This window comes from Rheinheimera sp. UJ63 (assembly GCF_021568285.1).
Taxonomy (GTDB): Bacteria; Pseudomonadota; Gammaproteobacteria; order Enterobacterales; family Alteromonadaceae; genus Alishewanella; species Alishewanella maricola.
The window spans coordinates 477,293-502,674 of the sequence record NZ_JAKGTQ010000001.1; the positions used below are offsets into that span (position 1 = coordinate 477,293).

Consider the following 25,382-nt stretch of genomic DNA (forward strand, 5'->3'; position numbering starts at 1 on the left):
CCTGTGAGCAGAGCAATAGCTAATTTCAGCGCTAAACGGCGGGCTTGGGTGTTATTCCCGATAGTAGAAAAAGCGGTTTTGGTCGTGATCGCAACATCATGCGTTAGCTCAATAGTTTAGTGCGCTTTCGCAAACGCGGCCTTTGCCCCTTGGCGGCAATTTAACTGCGCATAAAAACAAAAAAACCAGCATCACTGCTGGTTTTTTCTAACTATAAAGTATTATAGGTCTGCTTCGAAATCAGCAGGTATTGCCTCATCAACCACTTTTTCGCCCGGCTTTAACAACAAGCGCTCGCGCAGAATTTTCTCGATTTCATCCGCAATGGCTTTGTTTTCTTGCAAGTATTTCATGGCATTGGCCTTACCTTGACCAATTTTGTTACCTTGATAGGCATACCAAGCACCGGCTTTATCGACGAGGTTTTGCTGCACCCCTAAATCAATCAGCTCGCCTAGTTTGTTGATACCCGCACCATATTGAATAATAAACTCAGCTTGTTTAAACGGCGGCGCAACTTTGTTTTTCACCACTTTAACGCGGGTTTCGTTACCGGTAATTTCATCACCGTCTTTTACTGAACCAATACGGCGAATATCCAAACGCACTGACGCGTAGAATTTTAAAGCATTACCACCGGTGGTGGTTTCTGGATTACCGAACATCACACCAATCTTCATACGAATTTGGTTAATGAAGATACATAGGGTATTTGAACGTTTAATATTACCGGTTAATTTACGTAAGGCTTGTGACATTAAACGGGCTTGTAAACCCATGTGGCTATCACCCATGTCGCCTTCAATTTCTGCTTTTGGCGTTAAGGCGGCTACCGAGTCGACAATAACAACGTCAACCGCAGCCGAGCGCACCAACATGTCACAAATTTCTAGTGCTTGTTCACCGGTGTCAGGTTGCGATACTAATAATTTATCGACATCAACACCCAGCTTTTTAGCATAAATCGGATCTAAAGCATGCTCGGCATCGATAAAGGCACAGGTTTTGCCGTCTTTTTGTGCTTCAGCAATAACTTGTAAGGTTAACGTCGTTTTACCTGACGATTCAGGACCATAGATCTCAACAATACGGCCATAAGGTAAACCGCCAATGCCAAGGGCAATATCTAAGCCTAAAGAGCCTGTTGATACTGCCGCAATATCCAGAGCGGTACTGTCACCTAGGCGCATAATAGAACCTTTACCAAACTGGCGTTCAATTTGGGTTAATGCGGCACTCAGGGCTTTTTGTTTGTTATCGTCCATCTCTTACTCCGGTAAAATCGGTCAGTTAGTAAACACTGTATGAGCATACAGTAGTAGAGTTTCAATTAGCTGTCAACAACAAGATGCATTGCCGTAAGGCATGTTCAATGGCTTGCTGACGAACCTGCTGCCGATCGCCTTTAAAAACATGCTGTTGCGTGGTTATCGTGCCTTGTAAATAAAATCCAAAACACACTAATCCAACCGGCTTGCTGGCCGAGCCACCCCCCGGCCCCGCAATACCTGAAATGGCAATTGCCAATTCAGCGCCAGCCGCTTTGGCAGCACCGCTGGCCATTTCAGCTACGGTTTCAACACTCACTGCGCCATATTGTAGCAAGGTGGCACTGCGTACTGCTAACAATTGCTGCTTAGCTTTATTACTGTAAGTGACGAAACTACGATCAACATAAGCTGAACTTCCGGCGACAGCGGTTAGCCAATAAGCAACTCCGCCACCTGTACACGATTCTGCAGTGGTGATACTGTAGTTTTTCCGCAATAATAGCTGCCCTAACTCACTGGCAAGGTCAAAACTTACTGATGCCTCTGTCATATATAATCCAACGGGACTGAATAACACCATTATGCCGTCAGACCAGAAACCGGAGCAAGCCTTAAGCGCTCATACGCCGATGATGCAACAATATCTGGCGTTGAAAAGTCAGCACCCTAGCATTTTATTGTTTTATCGGATGGGTGACTTCTACGAGCTATTTTTTGATGATGCGAAAAAGGCCTCAGCCTTATTGGATATCTCGCTGACCAAAAGAGGCCAAAGCGCCGGTGAGCCAATCCCTATGGCCGGTGTACCCTATCACGCCGTAGAAGGCTATTTAGCGCGCTTAGTTCAGCTAGGTGAGTCGGTGGCGATTTGTGAGCAAGTTGGCGATCCCGCCACCAGCAAAGGGCCAGTTGATCGTAAAGTGGTACGCATTGTCACCCCCGGCACCGTTACTGATGAAGCTTTACTCAATGCGCAACACGACAATTTATTGTGTGCCATTAGTCAAAGCCGGCAACATTTTGGTTTAGCGCAGCTGGATTTAAGCAGCGGCCGTTTTTTATTAAATCAAGTTGATAACCTTGATGATCTCGCCGCGTTATTGCAACGCTTAAATCCCGCCGAGTTGCTTTATCCGGAAGACTTTAACCAGCCGCAGTTAATTGAACGCAAAGGCGCTCGGCGGCGGCCAATTTGGGAATTTGATTTGGCAACTGCCGAACGGGCATTATGCCAACAATTTGGTACTCGCGATTTGCGCAGCTTTGGCGTAGAAGACGCCCCAGTGGCGTTGATGGCCGCAGGCTGTTTAATGCAATATGTTAATGATACCCAACGGGCGCAACTGCCGCATATCCGCAGTATCGCGTTAGAGCGGGCAGAAGATTATATTGTGCTTGATGCCGCCACACGGCGAAATTTAGAACTCACCCAAACGCTCTCTGGGCAAACCGACAATACCCTGGCCAGTGTGCTGGATCATTGCCAAACGCCAATGGGCTCGCGTTTATTAAAACGCTGGATCCACGCCCCGCTGCGCGATCAACAGAAAATCAATTTACGGCTAGCGGCGGTTGCCGAGTTAACCGACGATTACGAAAGCCTGCAACCGCAGTTAAAACACATCGGTGACATAGAGCGGGTGATTGCCCGCTTGGCCTTAAAAAGCGCCAGACCACGCGATTTTGCCCGTTTGCGCCAAGCGTTAACGGCCTTGCCTAACTTGCAGCAACAATTAACGCTCGCCCACAGCGATTTACTGCAGCGCCATGCACAGGCCAGTGCGCCGTTACCAGAACTGCTTGAGTTACTGCAACGAGCCATTGTTGAAACGCCCCCGGTGCTGATCCGCGATGGCGGTGTCATTGCCGATGGCTACGATGCAGCCTTAGATGAATGGCGAGCCTTAGCTGAAGGCGCTACGGATTATTTAAGCCAATTAGAACAACGCGAACGGGAACGCACCGGTATTAGCTCGCTGAAAGTGGGTTACAACCGAGTACACGGCTTTTATATTGAAACGGGTCGCAGTGCTGATAACAAAGTGCCGGCTGATTATATTCGTCGCCAAACGCTGAAAAATAATGAGCGTTATATTATTCCAGAGCTAAAAGCCCATGAAGACAAGGTACTGGGTAGTCAAAGCAAAGCGTTAGCGCTGGAAAAACAGTTGTACGAACAACTTTTTGTGCTGCTAAGCCCCTATTTAGCCCAATTACAACACCTCGCTGACGCCTTGGCCGAGCTCGATGTATTAGCCAGTTTGGCAGAATGCGCGGTACTGCATCAATATTGTCGGCCAGAGTTGAGTACAGACATCGGCATTCACTTGCAGCAAGCGCGACATCCGGTTGTCGAACACGTATTAAGTGAGCCCTTTATTGCAAACCCCCTGCGCTTAAACGCAGAACGGCGCATGTTAATGATTACCGGCCCCAATATGGGCGGTAAATCAACCTATATGCGACAAACCGCACTCATTACGCTGATGGCCGCTATAGGCAGTTTTGTGCCTGCCGCCTCGGCGGTCATCGGCCCCGTCGATCGGATTTTTACCCGAATTGGCGCGTCTGATGATCTGGCTTCGGGGCGTTCGACCTTTATGGTTGAGATGACCGAAACGGCAACCATTTTACATCATGCTACCGCTCAAAGCTTAGTGTTGATGGATGAAATTGGCCGAGGCACCAGCACCTATGATGGCTTAAGTTTAGCGTGGGCCTGTGCCGATTACTTAGCGAAAAAAATTAAAGCCTTAACGCTTTTTGCCACCCATTACTTTGAATTAACCGATCTTGCCGAACAGCTACCCGCCGTTGCGAATGTCCATTTAGATGCAGTAGAGCATGGTGAGCATATTGTGTTTATGCATAATGTGCAGGACGGTGCCGCCAGTAAGAGTTTTGGTTTGCAAGTGGCACAACTTGCCGGTGTACCCAAGGCTGTGATCCAACAAGCGAAACAAAAACTGCACCAACTGGAACTGCAACCCAGTGTCGCCGCAAAGCCGGCAACGGGCAGTGAAGCACAATTGCCGTTGTTAGCAGCAGAGCACCCGCTACTGGCGCAATTAAGACAGATCGACCCCGACGAACTGAGCGCCCGTCAGGCGTTAGATTTACTCTATCAACTAAAAAAACAATTGGACGCCTAACACGCCTAAGGGATCAAGATGCTATTAAAAGACGTGAGTGTGTCTGCTATTGTTGCGGGCTTTGTTGCGGTACTAGTCGGTTTTGCCAGCTCAGTTGCCATCGTGTTTCAAGCCGCCGCTGCGGCCGGTGCCAGTAGCGAGATCATTGCCTCGTGGTTATTAGCCTTAGGTATCGGCATGGCGGCCACCTGTATTGGGCTATCTTGGTACTATAAAGCGCCGATTATTACCGCATGGTCAACACCTGGCGCCGCCTTATTAGCGGGCAGCCTGCAAGGACTGAGCATTGCCGAAGCAACCGGGGTGTTTATTTTCACTGCGGCATTGGGTTTAATCATTGGCTTAAGTGGCATGTTTGAACGCCTGACACGGCTGATCCCACCCTCATTAGCCAGCGCGATGTTGGCGGGGATCTTACTGCAATTTGGTTTTGCGATCTTTCAATCCATGCAAAGTGAAATGCTGCTGGTCGCCATTATGTGTCTCAGCTATGTGATTGCCAAAGCGACTGTGCCTCGGTATGCCATTTTGCTGGTATTAGTGAGCGGCTTGGTTACGGTCATCGCCGGTGGGCAATTAGATTTGTCGCACTTAGAGCTCAGCATCACTCGCCCTGTTTGGGTGAGCCCTGAGTTCTCTCTCAGTGCCATGCTGGGTGTTGGCTTACCGTTATTATTGGTGACAATGGCCTCCCAGAACATCCCCGGAGTGGCGGTGATCCGCGCCAGCGGTTACCAAACACCGGTGTCGCCAATCATTGTTAGTACCTCACTCAGTACCTTATTACTGGCACCTTGGGGCGCGTTCTCGATTAATCTCGCCGCCATTACGGCTGCGATTTGCACCGGTACAGAGGCACACCCTGATGCCAAGAAACGCTACATTGCCGGTATTGCCGCCGGTGTGTCTTATTTAATTGCGGGTTTAGCCGGCGCAACCGTAGTGGCGCTATTTGCCGCATTTCCGCAAACCATGATTGCCGCCTTAGCCGGTTTAGCCTTGATCAGCACTATTGCCAGTAATTTACAAACCACTACCGCCGATCCTGACTATCGCGAAGCGGCCGTGATTACCTTACTGGTAACAGCGTCAGGCGTCAGTTTCTTTGATATTGCGGCGGCGTTTTGGGGACTGATAGCCGGTTTAATCACGGTGTTAGTGCAAAAATTAGGACAGCGCTTCATCAGTGCCTAAGACAACAGATAACAACTCGCGGTTAAATCGTGTTGAATCGGTTAAAACTACAATGCACAAAGCAAGTTAGCAAGTTAGCAAGTTAGCAAGGTATGAGATTAAGAGCATGCTAAAAGCATGTCGTTTTGAAAGATAAACAATCAGCAAAAAATCAGCCGCAAGCCACTGCAATTCAGCGCTTAGTGAGGGACTAAGCGCTGCTGTTATCGCCTTTATTCTTGAAACAGCGTTTCGATATTTAACCCCTGATGCGTCACAATTTCACGCAACCGGCGTAAGGCTTCAACCTGAATTTGCCGCACGCGTTCCCGCGTTAAACCAATTTCACGCCCTACATCTTCCAGCGTAGAAGGTTCATATCCCAGCAAACCAAAGCGTCGTGCTAATACTTCACGTTGCTTTGGATTAAGCTCTTCCAGCCAAATCACCAGATGTTGTTTGATGTCTTGATCTTGCAGTTCTAGCTCGGGGCCTAATTCTTTTTCATCAGCAATAACATCAAGTAGTTGTTTTTCTGAAGCGCCAGCCACTGGTACATCAACTGAAGTGATTTTTTCATTCAACTTCAGCATCTTACGGACATCTTCAACCGGCTTATCTAACGAGGCGGCAATTTCTTCTGCGGTGGGTTCATGATCTAATTTTTGTGATAACTCACGCGCCGCACGTAAATAAATATTCAGCTCTTTCACCACATGAATAGGTAAACGGATCGTGCGCGTTTGATTCATAATGGCGCGTTCGATGGTTTGACGGATCCACCAAGTCGCATAAGTTGAAAAGCGAAAACCGCGTTCAGGATCAAACTTCTCTACGGCACGGATCAGGCCTAAATTGCCTTCTTCAATCAAATCTAGTAGGGCTAAACCACGATTAATATAACGACGCGCTATTTTTACCACTAAACGTAAGTTGCTTTCGATCATGCGTTTGCGGGCGGCTTGATCACCTTTTAGCGATAGGCGGGAAAAATACACTTCTTCTTCAGCAGACAACAGCGGTGAAAAACCAATTTCACCCAAATAAATCTGTGTCGCATCCATCGATTTTTGACTGTCATCCCTGACGAAAATTTCGTCTAGGGTGCCTTCGTCTTGCGATAACTCTTGTAACTCCGGTTCAGCGTCATCATCCTCAGCTAACACATTGTCATCATTCAGATCGTCGTCTTTAGCGTCAGTTACTTTGTGTTCTTTACTTGTCATATCCACTTACCCCACACTTATTTACACACCATAGGTGTGCAATGCTTCCATGCAAATGATTAATTATTATTGTTTTTATTATTAGGTTTCACGGTTATCTCGGCAAATACCTTAACGGGTCAACCGATTGGCCACGAAATCTAATTTCAAAGTGTAACCGTGTATCCGCCGCATCGGTATCACCCATTTCGGCTATTTGTTGCCCCGCTTTAACTTCTTGGCGTTCCTTGACCAAAAGCCGTTTATTGTGGGCATAGGCACTGAGGTAATCATCGTTGTGCTTAATAATGATTAAGTTGCCATAGCCTCGTAGCGCATTACCGGCATACACAACCTGACCATCGGCAGCAGCATTAATACGACTGCCCGCACTACCACCAATATCCACCCCTTTATTGCCCTGCTCAGCCGTTGAAAAACGCGCCAAAATGGGACCTTTTACAGGCCATTGCCAGCTTACTCGCCCAACTGCAGTACTAGCAGGTTGAGTAACATTGACAGGTGGCTTCTCTTGAACATACCCCTTTTGCGAGCTAGCTGCAACCGATTTCACGGTAGAACTTTTGCTCGTGGCAGGCGTGACTGGACCTTTAATGTTGGCGGCGGTACCGGCTTGCAGTTGAATAATCTGCCCCGGATAAATGGTGTAAGGCGCTTTGATATTATTGCGTGCAGCAACAGTGCGAAAATCTTGTCCTGCCCGAAAAGCAATAGAGTATAAGGTGTCACCCCGTTGTACTTGGTAACTGCGGCCACTTAGCGTTTGTTGTTGGCGTAATTGATGTTGCTGTTTGCGAATTTCCAGCGTGGTGACTGGCGCCGGAGTCGACGAACCGGCGCAGCCCGTTAACAACAGGACTGCAGCAATAGCTATCCAGCCAAAACCGTTCAGGGTTTCGGGCAGAGATAGTGTGCTAACTGCGCAAGACCTGACAATAATAGTTTACTCCTTGCTCTGTCCTACTACAGCACCGTCCGTTGCGGGTCGCTCAGGTTCAGCGCCCAACCACTTTTCAAGATTCAGTAGTGCCAGCATCACAAACACTGCACTGGCAAAACATAACAATGCCAGCAGCAGATCATTATGACCAAACGCTATCGCATAACGGCTTGGTGAATACATGAACTCACCCGCTTGCCAAGGCCAAAGCCGATACATGGCGCCAACGACGACGCCCGTTAACAACGCCAGAGTGGCATCATGGTAGCGCTGTAATAACCACTTTAACACATGCGAAAAACTTAATAAGCCCAGAACGCAACCACTAGCAAACAGCGCCAGCACCGAAAAATGTAACTCACGAATGGCTAATATCACGGGGGCATACATGCCCGAGATTAACAAAATAAAGCTACCAGAAATGCCCGGTAAAATCATGGCACAGATCGCCACGGCACCGGCGACAAAAAACATCCAACTTGAAGGTTGTAGATCAACTGGCGAGAGCATCCCGACAAAGACCGCTAGCACACTGCCTAATACCGCTAGCGCAGCACGACTGACTGACCACTTTACTGAGCGGAACAAAAACGGTAACGCCGTTAAGATCAAACCATTAAAAAAGGCCCACAAGGGTACAGGCCGATGCTCTAACAACCAACTGATCAGCGAGGCGAGGGAAAAAATACTGAGGAAAATCCCGGCAAACAAACACAACACAAAAGTGCCATCGATATGCCGCCACAATTGCTGAAATCGTCCTTTAAGTAACAGTTGAAACGCCTGTACATTTATCGCGCTAATTGCGCCTAATAAACGTTCATAAATACCCAAAATAAACGCGAGCGTGCCGCCCGAAACGCCCGGCACTACATCCGCCGCCCCCATAGCGAGACCTTTAATCAGCCATTGCAGATACTTCATACACTTCCTGTTTGCACGTTGTGCTGGTTACGCCAGATCGCCTGGCACTAAGGGAACAAACCTTACGGTTTCAATATCTTGTTTTTGCCACTGTTCGCCGTTTCGCTGATAAACACGTAACACTTGTTGTTCCGCACCCACCGGGATCACTAAACGCCCGCCATCGGTTAATTGCTCTAACAAGGCTTGCGGCACATCCACCGGCGCAGCGGTAACAATAATGCTATCAAAGGGCCCTTTCGTCGGCCAGCCTAACCAGCCATCACCGTGCTTCATCGACACATTGTGTAAATCTTGCGCTTGTAAACGGCGCTTCGCTTGAAACTGTAACGATTTAATACGCTCGACACTGCAAACATGACTGAATAACCGAGCCAAAATGGCAGTTTGATAACCCGAGCCCGTACCAATTTCGAGTACTTTGCCGCAACTGCCGCCATGCAGCAACAGCTCGGTCATACGTGCCACAATATAAGGTTGCGAAATGGTTTGCCCCAAGCCAATGGGCAAGGCCGTATTCTCATAAGCTTTGTGTGCCAGCACTGGCTCAACAAAGAGATGGCGCGGTGTTTGCGCAATAGCGCTCAGTACACGGGCATCGGTGATGCCATCAGCTTGAAGTTTTTGCGCTAACATCTGCGCACTACGTAAGGTAACGACTGCCATAATTACAATGGGATCCCCTCTAACCAATGTGCCAAGGTTTCCATACTTTTATAGGCAGACATATCAACATGTAATGGTGTGACTGAAGCATAACCATTTGCAATGGCATGAAAATCCGTGCCTTCACCAGCGTCTAATTCTGGCCCTAAAGAGCCGTACCAATAAATTTTTCGACCCCAAGGATCGGTTGAGCTACTCATGGTTTCGGCTTTATGCCGACGGCCAAGCCGCGTCACCTGAATACCTTTTAGTTCGTGCAAAGGAATCGCCGGCACATTGATATTCAAGATTTGATCAGCAGGTAACGGATGTGATTGTAGTTTACGGATCACTTCAACGGTCACATGCGCCGCCGTAGCAAAATGCTGTTCTTCACGCCCAGCAAGCGATACGGCGATAGCCGGTAAGCCAAGGTGTCGGCCCTCTGTCGCGGCGGCTACGGTGCCAGAATACAACACGTCATCCCCGAGGTTTGCCCCATGATTGATGCCGGCGACCACTAAATCGGGTGTGAAATCTAATAATTGGCTAATGGCTAAATGGACACAATCGGTTGGGGTGCCATTTACCGCAATAAAGCCGTTGTCTAAGGTTTGTGTGCGCAGCGGATTAAGTAAGGTCAACGAATTACTGGCACCACTGCAGTTACGATCGGGTCCTACGGTCGTGACTTCAGCAATTTGTAATAATGCTTGCTGTAATACTTGAATACCACGGGCATGCACCCCGTCATCATTACTCAGTAAAATGCGCATTTAACACTCCATTTGTGCAAGATCGCGGGCAATGTCACGATAAGACACTAACTCTCGCAGGACACTCGTTGCAAAACACCCTGCTGGTAAAGCAAACTGCAAGATCACCGTATCAGCTTCGACTGTCGCGCTCACCGACTCGGGGATCAGGCGCATCGCCCGTCGGCCAACTTGCACCCGCAGTAATTCTAAACCGCTCACCCAGTGCTGCCAGGGCGCAACCACCTGCTGTTCAAATAAAGCGGCGTCTGCACTGACTAACGCCTTACCCTCACCACATAAAGGTGCGGTGAGATGAATATCGGCGCTGTCGAGCCGCTGTTGCAACACCGCGTCGGGTTCAGTAACCGGAAAAATCGAGCCAGAACCGTTTAGCTGCACCACATCCCCAGCCATTAATTGCTGAAAAAGACCTTGTTGGATCCGCGCTGACAGAACCTGATTAAACAAAAAAGAGCGGCTCGCCGATAGTGCTAAACCGCGTAATTGCCGATCTGCGATACTTTCGCCCTGAAACAAACGCTCAGCGAGGTGTAAATTTCCGCCAGCCATACCAAAGCGTTGCTCACCATAATAATTAGGTACCCCGGCTTCGAGTAAAGGTAACTTGGCCATTAGCGCAGGTACATCAGATACTTGTGTTAAGCGTAAAGTAAAATGATTGCGCTTTAAAGCTCCTAGGCGCAATTTACGGTAATGCCGTACCATCTGTAAAATGTTTGAGCCTGCAATTTGCCAGGTTTGCCAGTCCAGTTCTTGCTTGATGGGCCATTTAAAACAAAACCATTGCTGCGTGACGGCATGCCGATCTTTTAAACCCGCATAGCTAATATCGCGCACGCGTAAACCGGTTAAACGCGCCAGCTCGCGGGCAATAAATTGGGTATTTTGCCCGGTTTTCTCAATTTGCAGCAGGATATGTTCACCGGCACCGCTCGGCGTAAAATTAAGTTCTTCCACCACTAAAAAATCAGCAGCTGCCGCTCGAATCGCGGCGCGAATCTGCGGTTGACCGTGTAAATAAGCTAACTCAGCTTGCGCAGGAAAAGACGGATGACTTAAAGCGGTTTCAGTGTTCAGCATGAGGTTAATAACACCACGGCGGCAACCGCGATACCCTCTTTACGACCGACAAAACCCAGTTGCTCGGTGGTGGTCGCTTTAACATTAACTTGATCAGGCTGACACTGCAGATCGGTAGCAATACAGGCACACATATCGGCAATGTGCGGTGCCATCTTCGGTGCTTGCGCCATAATGGTAATATCCACATTACCAATCTGATAGCCGCACTGCTGCACTTCATTGAACACGTTACGTAATAAGATACGGCTATCAATACCGGCGTAAGCCGCGTCAGTGTCTGGAAAATGCTTGCCAATATCACCCAGCGCTACCGCACCTAATAAGGCATCGGCCAACGCATGTAGCACCACATCACCATCGGAGTGCGCAACGAGCCCTTGATGATAAGGAATTTTGATACCGCCCAGCGTCACTGGACCTTCGCCGCCAAAGGCATGTACATCGAAACCATGACCAATACGCATTGTCATTATTGATTTTGCTCCAAATAAAACGCTGCCAGCTGCAGATCGGCTGGCCGCGTAATTTTAAGATTATCACTGTGTCCTTCCACTAACAGAACCGGCTCATTTGCCCATTCCATAGCCGACGCTTCATCGGTAATCACCACGTTGGCCGCTAACGCAGCTTGGATATTCGCTCTGAGTAAGGCCGTAGGAAAAAACTGTGGTGTGAGCGCATGCCATAAATGCTCTCGCTCTACCGTAGCATTAATTAAGCTTTGGCCACGTTTCATGGTATCACGGACTGGCGTTGCTAAAATACCACCATGCCCAACCTCAAGGCAGCGCTGGATCAGTAACTCGATATCTTGCGGACGCACTAAAGGTCGCGCAGCATCATGCACAAGTACCCAAGGCATTTTTTCAGCATCTATCGCTAACAGCGCATTTAATACCGAGTGCACCCGCTCTGTACCACCATCAACTCGCACAATATTTTCAGCGGTTAAGCCGGTAGCGGCAAAATAGGGATCGTCTGGGCTTAGCGCTAAATATAACTGCTGCACGGCGCCAAGGGCTAACACCGGTTTAACACTGTGCTCTAAAATGGTTTTGCCGTGTAAGCGCAAGTACTGCTTGGGTTTATCGGCTTGCATACGCTGGCCAACCCCAGCGGCGGGGATCACGGCGGCAATCGCCGGAAAAGATTTTAATGACATTACGGTGTCCGCGGTACTATCCGAAAAAAAACTTCATCTTCAGCAATCAGGCCAAGCTCGTTGCGAGCTCGCTCTTCTATCGCTTCCAATCCCTGGCGTAAATCATCAACATCCGCCAACAACATACGATTACGCTTAATCAACTCCTGATTACTCGCTTGCTGAGTGGCTATTTCTTCCTGCTGACGCAGGTAATCTGTCACACTGAGCTGACCAAACCAAAGCCGGTATTGTAAGGCCGCTAACACGATGAGCAACAGCACGATTAATATGCGCATAACTAAACCGTTATTTCTGTTTGAGCTTATTATGAAGCGTTAAATAGCTACTGCAAAGCTTTATATCAGCTGCTTTGCCCCAAATGTGGCCGAGCGAAATTACGCCAATTTAGGCGGCTAGCCAATAAAAGTTCACGCAAGGTGAGTAAACGCGGTTCTTTTTTTTGTAAGTTTAACCACTGATGGCCACAACAAGCGGCAGTCATAATGTTCTTGTCTGGTTTAAGTAAAAACAACTTACTGTTGTCCTCGGCTAAGGGCATGCCACTAAACGAAAACCAACCATACTGATTACAATGCAAACGCTGCTCTGTTACATCCACTTCATCAACACTGTCTAACACGATATGTTCAAGGGTTTTATCTTCGCAGTAAAGCGGCACAATCAAACCAGGTTTCGCGGCTTTGCTGTAAAAAGCCAGGATCGGATCGGCCGCCTGTTTACTGGCCGGACAGCGTTTAAATTGTTTGCCATACCAAGACGCATTTTGACTATCGAGCGCCAAATTAGCAGGGTATTGCAAAATACTGCTGGCAGCACGCCGAATATAAAAAGGTAAACTGGCGATGCGTTTTGGCAACTGTGCTAATTCTGAGCTGGGGGTGGCCGCCAAACGAAATAGCTCACGCTCATACAGAGCATTACACAGCTCAGTATAAGTTTGATTGGCCGCGGTTGCTTGCCAAAAATGTGGTTGATTTTCGTGCATCATCGTCATGTAGCGATGTTAGCCAATAGCCTGATTATTGTAAAAGCCTAAATGCATCTGTTAAGCAGAAAAACCGCTCTGTATGAAAAAACCGTCGCAGCAAAGCGCTAATCCGCCGGGCTATCGCTGCAGACTGGACGCTCGCGCCGAAAAACGGTAGTTTAAGCGCCAGTCACACCACCGTTAGCTATAGAATAGGTCCGATGAATCGTCGTCAATTTTTACGCACCGCCGCTTTTACTCCCTTGGTTGTCGTGCTGGGCAGCAAATTTGTTGCGACCTTACGGCATTACCCTCTGACCGATCTGCAACAACGTTTACGCGCAATGCAACCGGATCGACTCCATAGTATGGGGAACTGGAATGTGAGTCAGATTTTTCAACATTGCGCGCAAAACCTGCGTTACTCTATTGTGGGTTATCCACAGCATCACTCGGTATTACAAAAAAATATCGTGGGCAAATTAGCGTTAAATTTTTATGCCGCAACGGGCAGTATGCCTGCAGCTCAGGAGCAGCCTATTCCTGGCGCACCGCCACTGGCCGCAGAGGTACCGAATGATGTGGCACTACGTGAGTTAATGTTTGAATTACAAGAATTTATTAATTGGCAGGGCGAATTAGCCGCGCATTTTGCTTACGGTAGCCTTACCAAGGCGCAGTACTACAAAGTGCATGCATTATTTTTAGAGCAACAGTTGCAGCAGATTGTCCCTCGTTAAGGTCTGGCTTTGGCCAGTACGGGGGTTAACGCAATTCAATGGCTTTATCGCGTAACTCATATTCACTGCTACCGACGCCGCTACCAAACGACTCACACTTGATCTGTACGCGGTAACCATAAAAGCTGTTATCTGCCGGATCAGGATGGCCTTGCTTATTTAAGCGTAAAGTCACGGCATTCGGGCCATAAAAATGTTTCAGATCCTCGGGATGATACTTTTGCCGTAAAGCATCAAGCTGCTCTGCGGCTACCTCTAAACACTGCTTGGGTGTCTCTGCTAGCTGAGCTTGGCTTTGTAACACAATCCAGTGCGCCTGTTGCTGTCGATTAAAATACACATTTAACAAGGTTTCACCGTCCGCTGCATTACGCTGTGCCTGACACTGTGTTTTTACACATTTAAATGCGGCTACACTGCCATCTTTGCTCTGTTCGCTGTGACTAAATTGATGTTTTAATAATCGTTCTACCGTGGCTTTACTCATACCTAACTGTAAGCCATTAATTTGCACTTGGGCTAAATCAATCTCACTTAATGTTGGGCTTTGTTTAGCTTGCGCCGAGGTGATGCTGATGAAACCGGCACCTAATACTGCACAACATATCCGAATCAAAGCGTGTCTTCTCATAGCAAACCTAAAAAGTTATTAGATATATTGACTATAACGCAGCCATAACGTTTCGGCGGGAAAATTTCAATAAAGCTGCAGCAGCTTTGATCCTCATCATATTTTATGCGTTAAGCACAATAAGGAGAGCGCTCTGCCACAGCATTGTGCATGCCGCGAGCAGTCATACCGGTAGCCTGGCGGCTACCGGGGAAACAAAGCCTAAATTACTGGCCTTTGATTTCGCTACGGCCTTTGTAGGGGGCCTTGCTGCCTAACTCTTGTTCGATACGCAGTAATTGATTGTACTTCGCAACGCGATCTGAACGACACAGTGAACCGGTCTTAATTTGACCGGCTGCGGTACCCACGGCTAAATCCGCAATAAAGGCATCTTCGGTTTCGCCGCTACGGTGTGAAATAACCGCAGTAAAGCCCGCGTCTTTAGCCATTTTAATAGCGGCTAAGGTTTCGGTTAACGAGCCAATTTGATTAAACTTAATCAAAATTGAGTTACCGATGCCCTGCTCAATACCGCGTGTCAGGATCTTGGTATTGGTAACAAACAGATCGTCACCGACTAATTGCACTTTAGTGCCAATTTTGTTGGTTAAATCTTTCCAGCCATCCCAATCACTTTCGTCTAAACCATCTTCAATAGAAACGATCGGATAACGCTGTGATAAACCGGCTAAGTAATCATTGAAACCATAGGAATCAAAGCTTTTGTTCTCGCCGCTTAACACGTACTGACCGTTTTTATAAAACTCAGAGGCTGCACAATCTAAGGCTAACGTAATGTCTTTATCCATTTCGTAGCCGGCGGCTTTTACCGCTTCAACGATAACCGATAAAGCTTCTTCGTTAGATTTCAGATCAGGTGCAAAACCGCCTTCATCACCCACTGCAGTGTTTAAACCGCGTTTTTGCAGTTCTTTTTTCAAGCTATGGAAAATCTCAGCGCCCATGCGTAATGCTTCAGCGAAGGTTTTAGCGCCGACAGGCTGCACCATAAACTCTTGAATATCAACGTTATTGTCAGCGTGTTCGCCACCGTTGATGATATTCATCATCGGTACTGGCATGCTGTAAACACCCGAAGTGCCATTTAAATCAGCAATGTGTTGATACAATGGGATCTTTTTATCGGCAGCGGCAGCACGCGCTACGGCCAGTGATACCGCTAAAATGGCGTTGGCGCCTAATTTTGATTTGGTTTCAGTACCGTCTAAATCGATCATGATCTGATCGATGTCAGCTTGTTGGTAAGCATTTTTGCCGACTAACGCTGCTTGGATCGGGCCATCAATATTGGCAACCGCTTTTAATACGCCCTTGCCCAAATAACGGCTTTTATCACCATCACGTAGTTCTAATGCTTCGCGTGAACCGGTTGAGGCACCTGAAGGTGCGCAACCGCGCCCCATCACACCACTGGTCAAGTACACATCCGCTTCGACTGTTGGGTTACCGCGTGAGTCTACGATTTCGCGGGCAATAATTTTTGCAATTTCTGACATAATTTAAGATCCCCTTGATAAAGACAAAAAAGCCGTGTTATCCAACACGGCTTGCTAAAGTTATACGCGCTGCTGTTTTTGAAACTTATGCGCAGCGGCTACAAAGCTTTGGAACAATGGATGGCCATCGCGCGGCGTCGAATTAAACTCCGGATGGAACTGACCTGCCACAAACCAAGGATGATCGGGTATTTCAATCATCTCAACCAGCTGATTATCAGCTGATAAACCAGAAATCACCAAGCCGGCAGCTTCTAATTTTGGTCTTAAATTGTTATTCACTTCATAACGGTGGCGATGACGTTCTTGAATCACCGCTTGACCATAAATACTAAAGGCTTTGGTATCGGCAACCAAATTACAGTTTTGGCTACCCAAGCGCATGGTGCCGCCCAGATCAGAGTCGTTAGTACGCACTTCAACTGAGCCATCTGCATCGCGCCATTCGGTGATCAAACCGACCACTGGATACGGTGTTTCTTTATTAAATTCAGTAGAGTGAGCTTCTGGCATACCCGCCACGTTACGCGCATATTCAATTAAAGCGACTTGCATACCTAAACAAATGCCCAAATAAGGTACTTTGTTTTCGCGTGCAAATTGCGCCGCTAAAATTTTACCTTCAACACCGCGCTCACCAAAGCCACCCGGTACTAAGATACCGTCTAAGCCGCTTAACATAGCAGGGCCTTTGCTCTTAATATCTTGCGAGTCGATGTATTTAATATTAACGGTAACGCGATTTTTTAAACCAGCATGACCCAAAGCTTCGTTCACCGATTTATACGCATCGGGTAACTCCACATACTTACCAACCATACCTATGGTGATCTCGCCCGTCGGGTTCGACTCTTGGTATAACACCTGTTCCCATTCCGCTAAATCGGCTTCAGGTGCATCGATATGGAAACGACGACAGACTAAATCGTCTAAGCCTTGTGATTTCAACAAAGCCGGGATTTGATAAATGCTTGAAACGTCTTTTAGCGAAATAACCGCTTTTTCTTCAACATTAGTAAACAGCGCTATTTTAGCCCGTTCGTTATTCGGGATCGCCCGATCGGAACGGCAAACCAGAATATCAGGTTGAATACCGATAGAACGCAGCTCTTTTACCGAGTGTTGAGTCGGCTTGGTTTTGATCTCGCCAGCCGTGCCTAAGTAAGGCACCAAGGTTAAATGCATAAACAAGGTGCGCTCACGGCCCACTTCGGTACCCAGCTGACGAATAGCTTCTAAGAAAGGTAGCGATTCAATATCACCGACCGTACCGCCAATTTCGACAATGGCAATATCATAGCCATCGGCACCGGCAACCACGCGGTTTTTAATTTCGTTAGTGATATGCGGAATAACTTGAATGGTGGCACCTAAATAGTCACCACGACGCTCACGGCGCAATACGTCAGCGTAGATGCGGCCTTGCGTAAAGTTATTTAACTTCGTCATTTTAGTGCGAATAAAGCGCTCGTAGTGCCCCAAATCCAGATCCGTTTCCGCACCGTCTTCGGTAACGAAAACTTCACCATGTTGGATCGGGCTCATCGTGCCAGGATCGACGTTAATGTAAGGATCCAATTTCAGCAGAGTGACATTTAAACCACGCGCTTCCAGAATTGCCGCCAGCGATGCCGCAGCAATGCCTTTACCTAGAGATGAGACAACCCCACCCGTCACAAAAATATATCGTGTCGCCATAAGACCCCAGAAACGCAGTAATAGAAGATTTCGCCAAACAAAAAAGCATTTAGCACCGATAAAACTATCGGTTGCTGTTAAAACAAGGGCTTAAAATGTTTGGTATCAGGACGGGAGGAAAGTATAGCAAAGGCCGAACAGCGGCTCAATCTAAAGCTGTGTTAGTCGTTAAATAATTGCACGACGTAAAGCAGGTAAGACCAGCAAGTCGCAATGCAACAAGCAAATCGCATAACCCTTTACTTATAGCCGGTGGTTTAGGCTGTCATTACCGCCGTAAGCATGGCCACTCAGCCGCCATTATGACGGTTGACGCTTTACCTGCTGCCAAATCTGTTCCATTTCGTCCAAAGAGGCCTGTTCAGTGCTGCGGCCTTGCTCGGCAAGCGTCAGCTCGACCGCGCGAAAGCGCTTTTCAAACTTACTGTTCGCTGCACGTAATACCGCTTCGGGATCCAGTTTATGCTTGCGCACCACATTCACCAGCGCAAACATTAAATCGCCGAGTTCTTCAGTGAGCTCGGCACTGCCCGGGGCGGTTTGTTCAACTTCTAAAATCTCTTCTTTCACCTTATCCCAGCAGCCGCTAACATCCGGCCAATCAAAACCGACATTTGCACAGCGTTTTTGCAGCTTATAAGCACGGCTTAATGCCGGCATCGCTTGCGGAATATTATCCAGCACGCTGTGTTGCCCGCTTTCTTTACGCTCCGTGCTTTTCAGGGCTTCCCAATTTTTTAGCACGGTGTCAGCATCTTCTGCACTGAGGTTGCCAAACACATGCGGATGCCGACGCTCTAATTTATCGCAAATGGCCGTGACACAATCCTCAAACTGAAAGCGGCCTTCTTCTTTAGCTAATTGGGCATAAAACACCACTTGAAACAGCAGATCGCCTAATTCATCTTTCAGCTCATCAAAGCTATCACGCGCGATGGCATCAGCCACTTCATAGGCCTCTTCTAACGTGTAAGGCACAATGCTGGCGTAGCTTTGTTTCAGATCCCACGGACAGCCGCTGACAGGATCGCGTAATGCCGACATGATGCTTAACAAGCGTGAGATGGGTTCAGACACGGCTAACTCTTCTTATACTTGAAGGCTTAATGATGAAAGCGTTTTGCTTCAATCACATCGTCTATTTGGCTAATTTTACTTAGCAGTTTATTTAACGAGTCCAGGTTGTACAGTTCCATCGTCATATTAATCACCGCGGTTTGCGCTTTAATATCCGAACTACTGCTCATACTGGTCACGTTGGCTTTTTCATTGGCCAAGATACTGGTGATATCGCGTAACAAGCCATTGCGATCATTCGCCACAATCCGAATGTCGACTTCGTAACCAGAGGCATACTTGTCACCCCAAGTTGCATCGACCACACGTTCTGGATGCGTATCCAATAAGGTTTTGAACTGATCGCAATCATCACGGTGAATCGCAATACCGCGACCTTGCGTGATATAGCCAATAATGGCATCGCCCGGTAACGGCTGACAACAACCCGCCATATGTGTCAGCAAATTACCAACACCTTGCACCACCACATCACTTTTCACTTTATTGGTGGGTAGCGGTTTGGTTTTTAAACGCGGATCAATCTCGGGTAATTCATGATTTGGGCTTTGGCTTTGAATAAAGTGGACCACTTGTGTCACTTTGATTTCACCACCGCCAATGCCGACTAATAGCTCGTCCATGCTATTCACATTAAAGCGTTGCAACACCTTGGTTGGCGCTTCAATCTGCAGGTTTAACCGATTCAATTCGGCATCGAGTAATTCGCGACCGGCTGACAAATTCTTATCACGATCTTGTAAGCGGAACCAATATTGTACCTTAGAGCGTGCCCGGCTTGATTTTAAGTAGCCTAAATTAGGATTTAGCCAATCACGGCTAGGGTTGGGCTCACGCCCCGTAAGAATTTCGACCTGATCACCGGTTTTTAATTGATAGGTAAAAGGCACGATGCGCCCAGAGATTTTCGCGCCTATACAACGATGCCCAACATTAGAATGTACATAGTAAGCAAAATCTAACGGTGTCGAGCCCATCGGTAAATCAACAATATCGCCTTTGGGCGTAAAGACATAAACGCGATCTTCGATAACCTGAGTACGCAGCTCTTCAGCCAAGTCGGTGCCATCGGCTAAATCTTCCTGCCATTGCAGTAACTTACGTAACCAGCTAATTTTTTCATCGTTCGCCACGGTTTTGCTGGCCGCGCCGCCCTCTTTGTAACGCCAATGCGCCGCGACACCCAACTCGGCATCTTCATGCATTTGCCGTGTACGGATCTGGATCTCGATCGGCCGCCCTTGTGGGCCTAGCACCACGGTATGAATGGATTGATAACCATTTTGTTTTGGCGTGGCGATGTAATCGTCGAACTCTTTGGGTAAATGCCGCCAATTGGTGTGCACTAAACCCAAAGACGCATAGCAATCTTGCACACGCTCGGTAACAATCCGAACCGCTCTGATGTCATACAACTGTTCGAAAGACAGTTGCTTTTTCTGCATTTTCTTCCAAATGCTAAAAATGTGTTTCGGCCGCCCGTAAACTTCGGCTTGCACTTGCGCGTCGAGCATTTTTTGCCGAACCGCAGCCACAAAATCTTGCATATATTGTTCGCGATCTAAGCGCCGTTCTTCCAGTAAACTGGCCACCTGTTTGTAAGTGGTCGGATGCAAATAGCGAAACGCCAGATCTTCAAGTTCCCATTTTAATTGGCCAATACCTAAACGGTTGGCTAAGGGCGCAAAAATGGCATTGGTTTCTTTCGCCGCGAGAACGCGCGTTTCTTCATCGGCATCTTTCACATCACGCAGGTAGCAAATTTGTGCCGCTAATTTAATCACCACCGCGCGCACATCTTCTACCATGGCTAACAACATGCGCCGTAAGTTATCCGCTTGTTGGCCATCCGCACCTTGCTTAACGCTGGTTGGGATAGTGCGGATCGCTTCCATTTGTTGCACCGCAGACAGTAGCAAGGCCACCGGAGCCGAAAAATTGGCTTCAATCTGCGCCAATTCCAGCAGGCCCGCCTCAAAAGCAGGAAATAACAAGGAGGCAAGCAGTGAATCCTGATCCATTTTAAGATCAGCTAAAATCTCGACCATTTCCCAGCCGGTTCGCACCTCTAGCACATCGTCGTCTAGTTGTTGCTGTTTTAGCCAGGCTGCGCATTCTAATAATGCACCAATCCTTTTTTCAGACAGCCCCAGTGAGCACAGCCATTCGACTGTCTCACCACCATGGTAGCCACTGCTGTGTGACTGGCGCACCCTAACCATGCTTTGTCCTCATTAAAATAAGTCGTTCCAGCTTATTGCACGTCACGAAAGTCAGCCAGATTGGCTAACGACTAAACAACGCCATCAATTCCAGATGACTCGTGTGGGGAAACATATCGATGCCAGCAATCTTTTGCAACTGATAACCCGACTGTAACAAAACTTTTGCATCGCGCGCAAAGGTCGCGGCATTGCACGATATGTACAATATCTGTGCCGGTTTTAGCTTCACCAGCTGTGGCATCGCGCCTTCGGCGCCGGCTCGGGCAGGATCAAGCACGATCTTCTGGTAAATCGGGTTATTCCAGTCAGTTTTACCCCATGCTAAATGCAAATCGGCTTGCCAAAACTGGGTGTTAGTAATGCCATTAAGTTGGGCATTCGCCGTGGCTTGCTGCACCATAGTGGCAAGCCCTTCAACACCATGCACCAATTTAGCGCGCTGCGCCAAGGCTAAACTAAAATTCCCCATACCTGCATACAAATCAAGAATATTATCCTCAGCTTGCGGCTGCAACCATTGTAGCGCTAATGACACCATTTGCTGATTTAATTGCGGATTGACTTGAATAAAATCGGTGGCGGCAAAGGCCAACTCTAAACCTTGCTCACTTAACCGATAACGCGGACTTGGCGCATTAGGCTGCCAGTTTGTTAACTGCCCTGCTTCGGCTTCACCCTGCCAAACCGCGTCAGGCCACGCCGTAACAAATAATTGTTGCTCAGCGGTGGTCAATGGCTTTATATGCCGCACAATTAAAAACACTTGCTGCTCAGCGGCAATCACTTCAACATGCGTGATCGCACTCGGCTCTGATAATTGTGGTACAACCTGTTGTAATACTGCAAAAATAGGCTGTAACTGCGGCTGCAGTACAACACAGGCCTTAATAGGCGTGAGGGTTTTGCTGGCGCTTTCTCGAAAGCCAACCGTCAGCTGCTTGCGTTTACGATCAAACCAAACACCAATTCGCGCTTTACGCCGATAACCTTGATCGGGGCCCGTTAACAACGGCTGCCATGGCAACTCGCCTAAACCGGTTTGATGACGGATTAACTCATCTACACCTTGTTGTTTTAAGCGTGCTTGCTCGGTACTGGCCACATGCTGCAATTGACAACCACCACATAACTGATAATGCGGACAAAAAGGCGTCACTCGCAATGGGCTGGCTTTAAGTACCCGCTCAACGCGCGCTTTAATAAAATGCGCTTTATCTTCAGTCACCTTAGCGAGCACCTGTTCGCCAGCTAAAGCGCCGCTGACAAAAGCAATTTTCTGTTGCCAACGACCAATACCATTGACTTCATAATCGGTCGATTCCACTTGCAATTTTACTTGCTGGCCAAGGTGTTGCGCTTTTTGTTTCGGTTTATAGAGCGTTACCATTCGATGCAGGTCTTATAGGCATTTAAAGGATCATGTGTCATTATGACATGGCTGAGCTTAATTGTAACAAGTGCCGTGCCCTGATGAAAAAAATTGGTCTGCGTTTTTGGTTAATTCTTTGTAGTGTGCTACCCAGCTTGCTGGTGGGTATACTGCTGGCTAGCTATTTTAACCACCGGCAACAACAGGCCAGTGAATTACACTTGCATGAGCGTGCTGCCAATGTCGCCCTGATGTTGGCGATTAGCAGCCAACCCCTGTTACAACAACAGCCACTAAAAACCGTTCTGCCGTTGCTGGAACATGCCCATCGCTTAAACGCGCCCTTGATCACCAGTATTTCGTTATTTGATGCTGAGGGTCGTTTATTACTGACCAGCAATAGCCAACAAGATTTATCTACTCATGCGGTGCATCAACAGGCCACTAAGCCTTCGCAAATCCGCTTTTATTCGTCCCAACCACAATTAATTGTCTATCAGCCATTATTACGCGATAACAATTTATTGGCAGAAGACCCTGGCTATTTGCTATTGCAGTTTGACCAACAACATATTGTATTACAGCAACAACTAGGGGTGCTGCAAAGCGGCGCTTTAATTGCTTTAGTCTTGCTGCTCGCACTGGGTTTAACCCTATTTTTAATTCAAAAACTGCAACCTGAACTGCAACGTCTGAAACGGCAAATGCAGCAATTGATGGATGGACAATATCGACTGCGGCCTTATTTGTTAGGCGTTCGCGAGTTTGATGATTTTCAACAAGGTTTGTTGAAATTAGCCGAGCATCTGTCTCGGCTAGAGCAAGAAATGCAGCAAAATATTGAACAAGTGACCAGTGATTTACAACTGAGCATGGAGCAGCTTGAGATCCAAAACATCCAGCTCGATTTTGCGAAACGCAAAGCGCTAGAAGACAACCGGCAAAAGTCGGATTTTTTAGCCAAAATGAGCCATGAACTACGCACCCCGTTAAACGCCGTCATTGGCTTTACCCGGCAATTATTAAAAACCCCGCTGACTCACCATCAAAGTGACTATCTACAAACTATCCAGAAGTCGGCAAATAGCCTGTTGAATTTGGTTAATGATGTTTTGGATTTTTCGCGGTTAGAAGAAGGCCGTATGTCGATTAATCCTGAACCGTTTTCACTGCGCGACGTGCTAAACGATACCATCGAATTATTAGTCAGCAACGCTTTTGATAAGCAATTAGAGTTGGTGTTGTTGGTCGAGCCAGACTGCCCTGATGCCGTGGTAGCCGATCCGGCTCGATTAACTCAGGTGTTGATGAATATTGCCGGTAATGCCATTAAATTTACTGAGCATGGCAGTATCATCATTCGGGTTAAAGCCACCAGTTTGAACGATGAACAAATTCAGCTACAAATTTCGGTTAAAGATACCGGTCGTGGCATCAGTGAAGATAAAAAACGTCATTTATTTGATGGCGTCACACCGCTTGAGCAAAGCGACCAACAAACCGGCTCTGGTTTAGGCTTACTTATCTCAAAACGGTTAGTGCTAGCCATGCAAGGTACTATTGGCTTCGAAAGCAAGTTAGCCGAGGGTTCAACTTTTTGGTTTACCATTAAGTGCCAACGCCATCAACTGTCGGTTGCGGAAGCGCTACCGCTAGAGTTGCTCGCTGAAAAAACCGTTTTGTATTTTGAACCACAGCAATATTCACGCGAGGCCACCTTACAACTGCTGAGCAGCTGGGGAATGGTGGTGACGGCTTGCGCCACCAAAGCGCAACTACAACAAGCGCTTAGCCAGCCTAAGGCTTATGATATCGGCTTATTAGGCCGAGCCGTTGCCATTAATCAAGTCAATGAAATTATTACGCTGGTGCAGCGCATTAAAGCGCACTGCCAACATGTCTATTTGTTGGTGAATACCTTATCACCCAACTTGCGTGAAGTATTGCTCAGCTCAGGCGCCAGCGCTTGTTTACCCAAGCCGGCTCATATGCGCAAATTAGCCTTAACCTTAGCTCAGCCTTATACCGACATTGCTCAAGCCAATGGCCAAAGTGAAGAGCTGCTATCGCCAGGCTTAAAAGTGTTAACGGTCGACGATAACGAAGCCAACTTAAAACTGATTAATACGCTTTTACGTGAGCATGTGCATTTTCTGGATTCGGCTCGTGATGGTGCCGCCGCGTGGCAGAAATCCACGCAGCATGCCTACGATATTATCTTTATGGACATTAATATGCCGGTGATGGATGGCATCACGGCGTGTCAGCGCATTCGACAAAGCTCGTTAAATGAGCATACACCGATTATTGCTGTAACCGCACATGCGATGGATGGCGAGCGCACACGCTTAATCAATGCCGGCTTTAATGAATTTTTAACCAAACCGTTAGATGACAAAATGCTGTTGTTTACCTTGCAAGAGTATTGTCAGCTGCAAAAACATCAAGATACCCAGCAGCAAGCCTTACAAGTGGTGCCTTTAATCGATTGGCCCATGGCGTTACAACGGGCAGCAGGTAAACCGGAATTAGCGCAAGAGATGCTACTGATGTTGTTAAAAAGCTTACCGCAGTCTGAAAAACAAATTAACCAAGCGATTAGAGATAATGACCAACAAATGCTGCTGCATGCCTTACACAAATTGCATGGCGCCTGTTGTTATACCGGTGTGCCCAGGTTAAAAAATCTACTGGAAGCGCTTGAAACACAATTAAAACGCGGCGCCAATATCAAGTTATTGGAGCCGGAGTTATCAGAGTTAGACGATGTTATCCAGCTGCTCTATGGCATCGATCCGTCGATGCCAGAGCCATGAGC

22 protein-coding genes are annotated in these 25,382 nt (G+C 47.6%); 4 read left to right on the forward strand and 18 right to left on the reverse strand.

Annotation, left to right across the window (positions count from 1 at the left end; translation table 11 throughout):
- Nucleotides 1-221: 221 nt before the first annotated feature.
- Both recA and L1N97_RS02185 read right to left on the reverse strand, forming a co-directional pair.
- A complete protein-coding gene (recA, locus tag L1N97_RS02180) occupies nt 222-1,265 on the reverse strand; it encodes a recombinase RecA (protein WP_229585402.1) in 1,044 nt (347 codons plus the stop codon).
- A 61-nt stretch (nt 1,266-1,326) separates the two neighbouring features.
- Entirely contained in the window at nt 1,327-1,821 is a 495-nt protein-coding gene (locus tag L1N97_RS02185; RefSeq protein ID WP_236128704.1) for a CinA family protein, read from the reverse strand.
- Nucleotides 1,822-1,852: 31 nt separating this feature from the next.
- On the opposite strand from L1N97_RS02185, the gene mutS reads away from it, so the two are divergent.
- A complete protein-coding gene (gene mutS / locus L1N97_RS02190) occupies nt 1,853-4,423 on the forward strand; it encodes a DNA mismatch repair protein MutS (protein ID WP_236128705.1) in 2,571 nt (856 codons plus the stop codon).
- 18 nt (nt 4,424-4,441) lie between these two features.
- Nucleotides 4,442-5,617: a benzoate/H(+) symporter BenE family transporter gene (locus tag L1N97_RS02195; RefSeq protein WP_229585399.1), complete on the forward strand. Its 1,176-nt coding sequence runs from the start codon at nt 4,442-4,444 to the stop codon at nt 5,615-5,617.
- 212 nt (nt 5,618-5,829) lie between these two features.
- Here L1N97_RS02195 and rpoS read toward each other — a convergent pair whose 3' ends face one another.
- From rpoS to L1N97_RS02245, 10 genes are all read right to left on the reverse strand, one after another.
- Entirely contained in the window at nt 5,830-6,822 is a 993-nt protein-coding gene (gene rpoS, locus L1N97_RS02200) for an RNA polymerase sigma factor RpoS (RefSeq protein WP_236128706.1), read from the reverse strand.
- A 94-nt stretch (nt 6,823-6,916) separates the two neighbouring features.
- Complete coding sequence (locus tag L1N97_RS02205) at nt 6,917-7,675, reverse strand: peptidoglycan DD-metalloendopeptidase family protein (protein ID WP_229585397.1); 759 nt, start codon at nt 7,673-7,675, stop codon at nt 6,917-6,919.
- Nucleotides 7,676-7,765: 90 nt separating this feature from the next.
- On the reverse strand, nt 7,766-8,686 hold the full coding sequence (locus L1N97_RS02210) for a DUF368 domain-containing protein (protein WP_236128707.1): 921 nt from the start codon (nt 8,684-8,686) through the stop codon (nt 7,766-7,768).
- A 27-nt stretch (nt 8,687-8,713) separates the two neighbouring features.
- Nucleotides 8,714-9,352, reverse strand: coding sequence for a protein-L-isoaspartate(D-aspartate) O-methyltransferase (locus L1N97_RS02215; protein ID WP_226749625.1), 639 nt, complete (start codon nt 9,350-9,352; stop codon nt 8,714-8,716).
- Nucleotides 9,353-9,354: 2 nt separating this feature from the next.
- Nucleotides 9,355-10,107 carry a 5'/3'-nucleotidase SurE gene (gene surE / locus L1N97_RS02220; protein WP_226749624.1) on the reverse strand — a complete coding sequence of 251 codons (753 nt, stop codon included), beginning with the start codon at nt 10,105-10,107 and terminating at the stop codon, nt 9,355-9,357.
- The gene (truD, locus tag L1N97_RS02225; protein WP_236128708.1) at nt 10,108-11,190 is read right to left on the reverse strand and encodes a tRNA pseudouridine(13) synthase TruD; all 1,083 of its coding nucleotides are present in this window, start codon (nt 11,188-11,190) and stop codon (nt 10,108-10,110) included. It abuts the gene before it with no gap.
- Nucleotides 11,184-11,663 (reverse strand): 2-C-methyl-D-erythritol 2,4-cyclodiphosphate synthase, encoded by a 480-nt coding sequence (gene ispF, locus L1N97_RS02230; RefSeq protein ID WP_268964505.1) that lies wholly within the window; start codon nt 11,661-11,663, stop codon nt 11,184-11,186. Before ispF ends, truD begins: the two co-directional genes overlap by 7 nt.
- A complete protein-coding gene (gene ispD, locus L1N97_RS02235) occupies nt 11,663-12,355 on the reverse strand; it encodes a 2-C-methyl-D-erythritol 4-phosphate cytidylyltransferase (protein WP_236128709.1) in 693 nt (230 codons plus the stop codon). Before ispD ends, ispF begins: the two co-directional genes overlap by 1 nt.
- On the reverse strand, nt 12,355-12,633 hold the full coding sequence (gene ftsB, locus L1N97_RS02240; protein ID WP_229585393.1) for a cell division protein FtsB: 279 nt from the start codon (nt 12,631-12,633) through the stop codon (nt 12,355-12,357). Before ftsB ends, ispD begins: the two co-directional genes overlap by 1 nt.
- Before the next feature lie 65 nt (nt 12,634-12,698).
- Complete coding sequence (locus tag L1N97_RS02245) at nt 12,699-13,352, reverse strand: hypothetical protein (RefSeq protein ID WP_226749619.1); 654 nt, start codon at nt 13,350-13,352, stop codon at nt 12,699-12,701.
- A 194-nt stretch (nt 13,353-13,546) separates the two neighbouring features.
- Between L1N97_RS02245 and L1N97_RS02250 the strand changes: the two genes are divergently transcribed.
- A complete protein-coding gene (locus L1N97_RS02250; RefSeq protein WP_236128710.1) occupies nt 13,547-14,065 on the forward strand; it encodes a DUF1569 domain-containing protein in 519 nt (172 codons plus the stop codon).
- Between the two features lie 25 nt (nt 14,066-14,090).
- Here L1N97_RS02250 and L1N97_RS02255 read toward each other — a convergent pair whose 3' ends face one another.
- The 6 genes from L1N97_RS02255 to rlmD all read right to left on the reverse strand — a co-directional run bounded on the left by L1N97_RS02255 (nt 14,091) and on the right by rlmD (nt 22,582).
- Nucleotides 14,091-14,696, reverse strand: a complete 606-nt coding sequence (locus tag L1N97_RS02255; RefSeq protein WP_236128711.1) for a hypothetical protein — start codon at nt 14,694-14,696, stop codon at nt 14,091-14,093.
- Nucleotides 14,697-14,902: 206 nt separating this feature from the next.
- Complete coding sequence (gene eno / locus L1N97_RS02260; RefSeq protein WP_226749616.1) at nt 14,903-16,195, reverse strand: phosphopyruvate hydratase; 1,293 nt, start codon at nt 16,193-16,195, stop codon at nt 14,903-14,905.
- A gap of 60 nt (nt 16,196-16,255) precedes the next feature.
- Nucleotides 16,256-17,893 carry a CTP synthase gene (locus L1N97_RS02265; protein WP_229585390.1) on the reverse strand — a complete coding sequence of 546 codons (1,638 nt, stop codon included), beginning with the start codon at nt 17,891-17,893 and terminating at the stop codon, nt 16,256-16,258.
- A 300-nt stretch (nt 17,894-18,193) separates the two neighbouring features.
- Nucleotides 18,194-18,970: a nucleoside triphosphate pyrophosphohydrolase gene (gene mazG / locus L1N97_RS02270; RefSeq protein ID WP_324295592.1), complete on the reverse strand. Its 777-nt coding sequence runs from the start codon at nt 18,968-18,970 to the stop codon at nt 18,194-18,196.
- Between the two features lie 26 nt (nt 18,971-18,996).
- Nucleotides 18,997-21,192: a GTP diphosphokinase gene (relA, locus tag L1N97_RS02275; protein ID WP_229585389.1), complete on the reverse strand. Its 2,196-nt coding sequence runs from the start codon at nt 21,190-21,192 to the stop codon at nt 18,997-18,999.
- Nucleotides 21,193-21,256: 64 nt separating this feature from the next.
- A complete protein-coding gene (rlmD, locus tag L1N97_RS02280; RefSeq protein ID WP_236128712.1) occupies nt 21,257-22,582 on the reverse strand; it encodes a 23S rRNA (uracil(1939)-C(5))-methyltransferase RlmD in 1,326 nt (441 codons plus the stop codon).
- Between the two features lie 83 nt (nt 22,583-22,665).
- On the opposite strand from rlmD, the gene L1N97_RS02285 reads away from it, so the two are divergent.
- The gene (locus L1N97_RS02285; protein WP_229585387.1) at nt 22,666-25,380 is read left to right on the forward strand and encodes a response regulator; all 2,715 of its coding nucleotides are present in this window, start codon (nt 22,666-22,668) and stop codon (nt 25,378-25,380) included.
- Nucleotides 25,381-25,382 lie beyond the last annotated feature (2 nt).

What these genes read in the sequence shown, in the direction of transcription:
- L1N97_RS02265 (WP_229585390.1), bottom strand. Translation starts at nt 17,893, where the DNA reads ATGGCGACACGATATATTTTTGTGACGGGTGGGGTTGTCTCATCTCTA.
- L1N97_RS02250 (WP_236128710.1), top strand. Translation starts at nt 13,547, where the DNA reads ATGAATCGTCGTCAATTTTTACGCACCGCCGCTTTTACTCCCTTGGTT.
- L1N97_RS02185 (WP_236128704.1), bottom strand. Translation starts at nt 1,821, where the DNA reads ATGACAGAGGCATCAGTAAGTTTTGACCTTGCCAGTGAGTTAGGGCAG.
- truD (WP_236128708.1), bottom strand. Translation starts at nt 11,190, where the DNA reads ATGCTGAACACTGAAACCGCTTTAAGTCATCCGTCTTTTCCTGCGCAA.
- ftsB (WP_229585393.1), bottom strand. Translation starts at nt 12,633, where the DNA reads ATGCGCATATTAATCGTGCTGTTGCTCATCGTGTTAGCGGCCTTACAA.
- recA (WP_229585402.1), bottom strand. Translation starts at nt 1,265, where the DNA reads ATGGACGATAACAAACAAAAAGCCCTGAGTGCCGCATTAACCCAAATT.
- rlmD (WP_236128712.1), bottom strand. Translation starts at nt 22,582, where the DNA reads ATGGTAACGCTCTATAAACCGAAACAAAAAGCGCAACACCTTGGCCAG.
- relA (WP_229585389.1), bottom strand. Translation starts at nt 21,192, where the DNA reads ATGGTTAGGGTGCGCCAGTCACACAGCAGTGGCTACCATGGTGGTGAG.
- L1N97_RS02255 (WP_236128711.1), bottom strand. Translation starts at nt 14,696, where the DNA reads ATGAGAAGACACGCTTTGATTCGGATATGTTGTGCAGTATTAGGTGCC.
- L1N97_RS02245 (WP_226749619.1), bottom strand. Translation starts at nt 13,352, where the DNA reads ATGACGATGATGCACGAAAATCAACCACATTTTTGGCAAGCAACCGCG.
- rpoS (WP_236128706.1), bottom strand. Translation starts at nt 6,822, where the DNA reads ATGACAAGTAAAGAACACAAAGTAACTGACGCTAAAGACGACGATCTG.
- mutS (WP_236128705.1), top strand. Translation starts at nt 1,853, where the DNA reads ATGCCGTCAGACCAGAAACCGGAGCAAGCCTTAAGCGCTCATACGCCG.
- L1N97_RS02285 (WP_229585387.1), top strand. Translation starts at nt 22,666, where the DNA reads ATGAAAAAAATTGGTCTGCGTTTTTGGTTAATTCTTTGTAGTGTGCTA.
- eno (WP_226749616.1), bottom strand. Translation starts at nt 16,195, where the DNA reads ATGTCAGAAATTGCAAAAATTATTGCCCGCGAAATCGTAGACTCACGC.
- surE (WP_226749624.1), bottom strand. Translation starts at nt 10,107, where the DNA reads ATGCGCATTTTACTGAGTAATGATGACGGGGTGCATGCCCGTGGTATT.
- L1N97_RS02215 (WP_226749625.1), bottom strand. Translation starts at nt 9,352, where the DNA reads ATGGCAGTCGTTACCTTACGTAGTGCGCAGATGTTAGCGCAAAAACTT.
- L1N97_RS02210 (WP_236128707.1), bottom strand. Translation starts at nt 8,686, where the DNA reads ATGAAGTATCTGCAATGGCTGATTAAAGGTCTCGCTATGGGGGCGGCG.
- L1N97_RS02195 (WP_229585399.1), top strand. Translation starts at nt 4,442, where the DNA reads ATGCTATTAAAAGACGTGAGTGTGTCTGCTATTGTTGCGGGCTTTGTT.
- ispD (WP_236128709.1), bottom strand. Translation starts at nt 12,355, where the DNA reads ATGTCATTAAAATCTTTTCCGGCGATTGCCGCCGTGATCCCCGCCGCT.
- ispF (WP_268964505.1), bottom strand. Translation starts at nt 11,663, where the DNA reads ATGACAATGCGTATTGGTCATGGTTTCGATGTACATGCCTTTGGCGGC.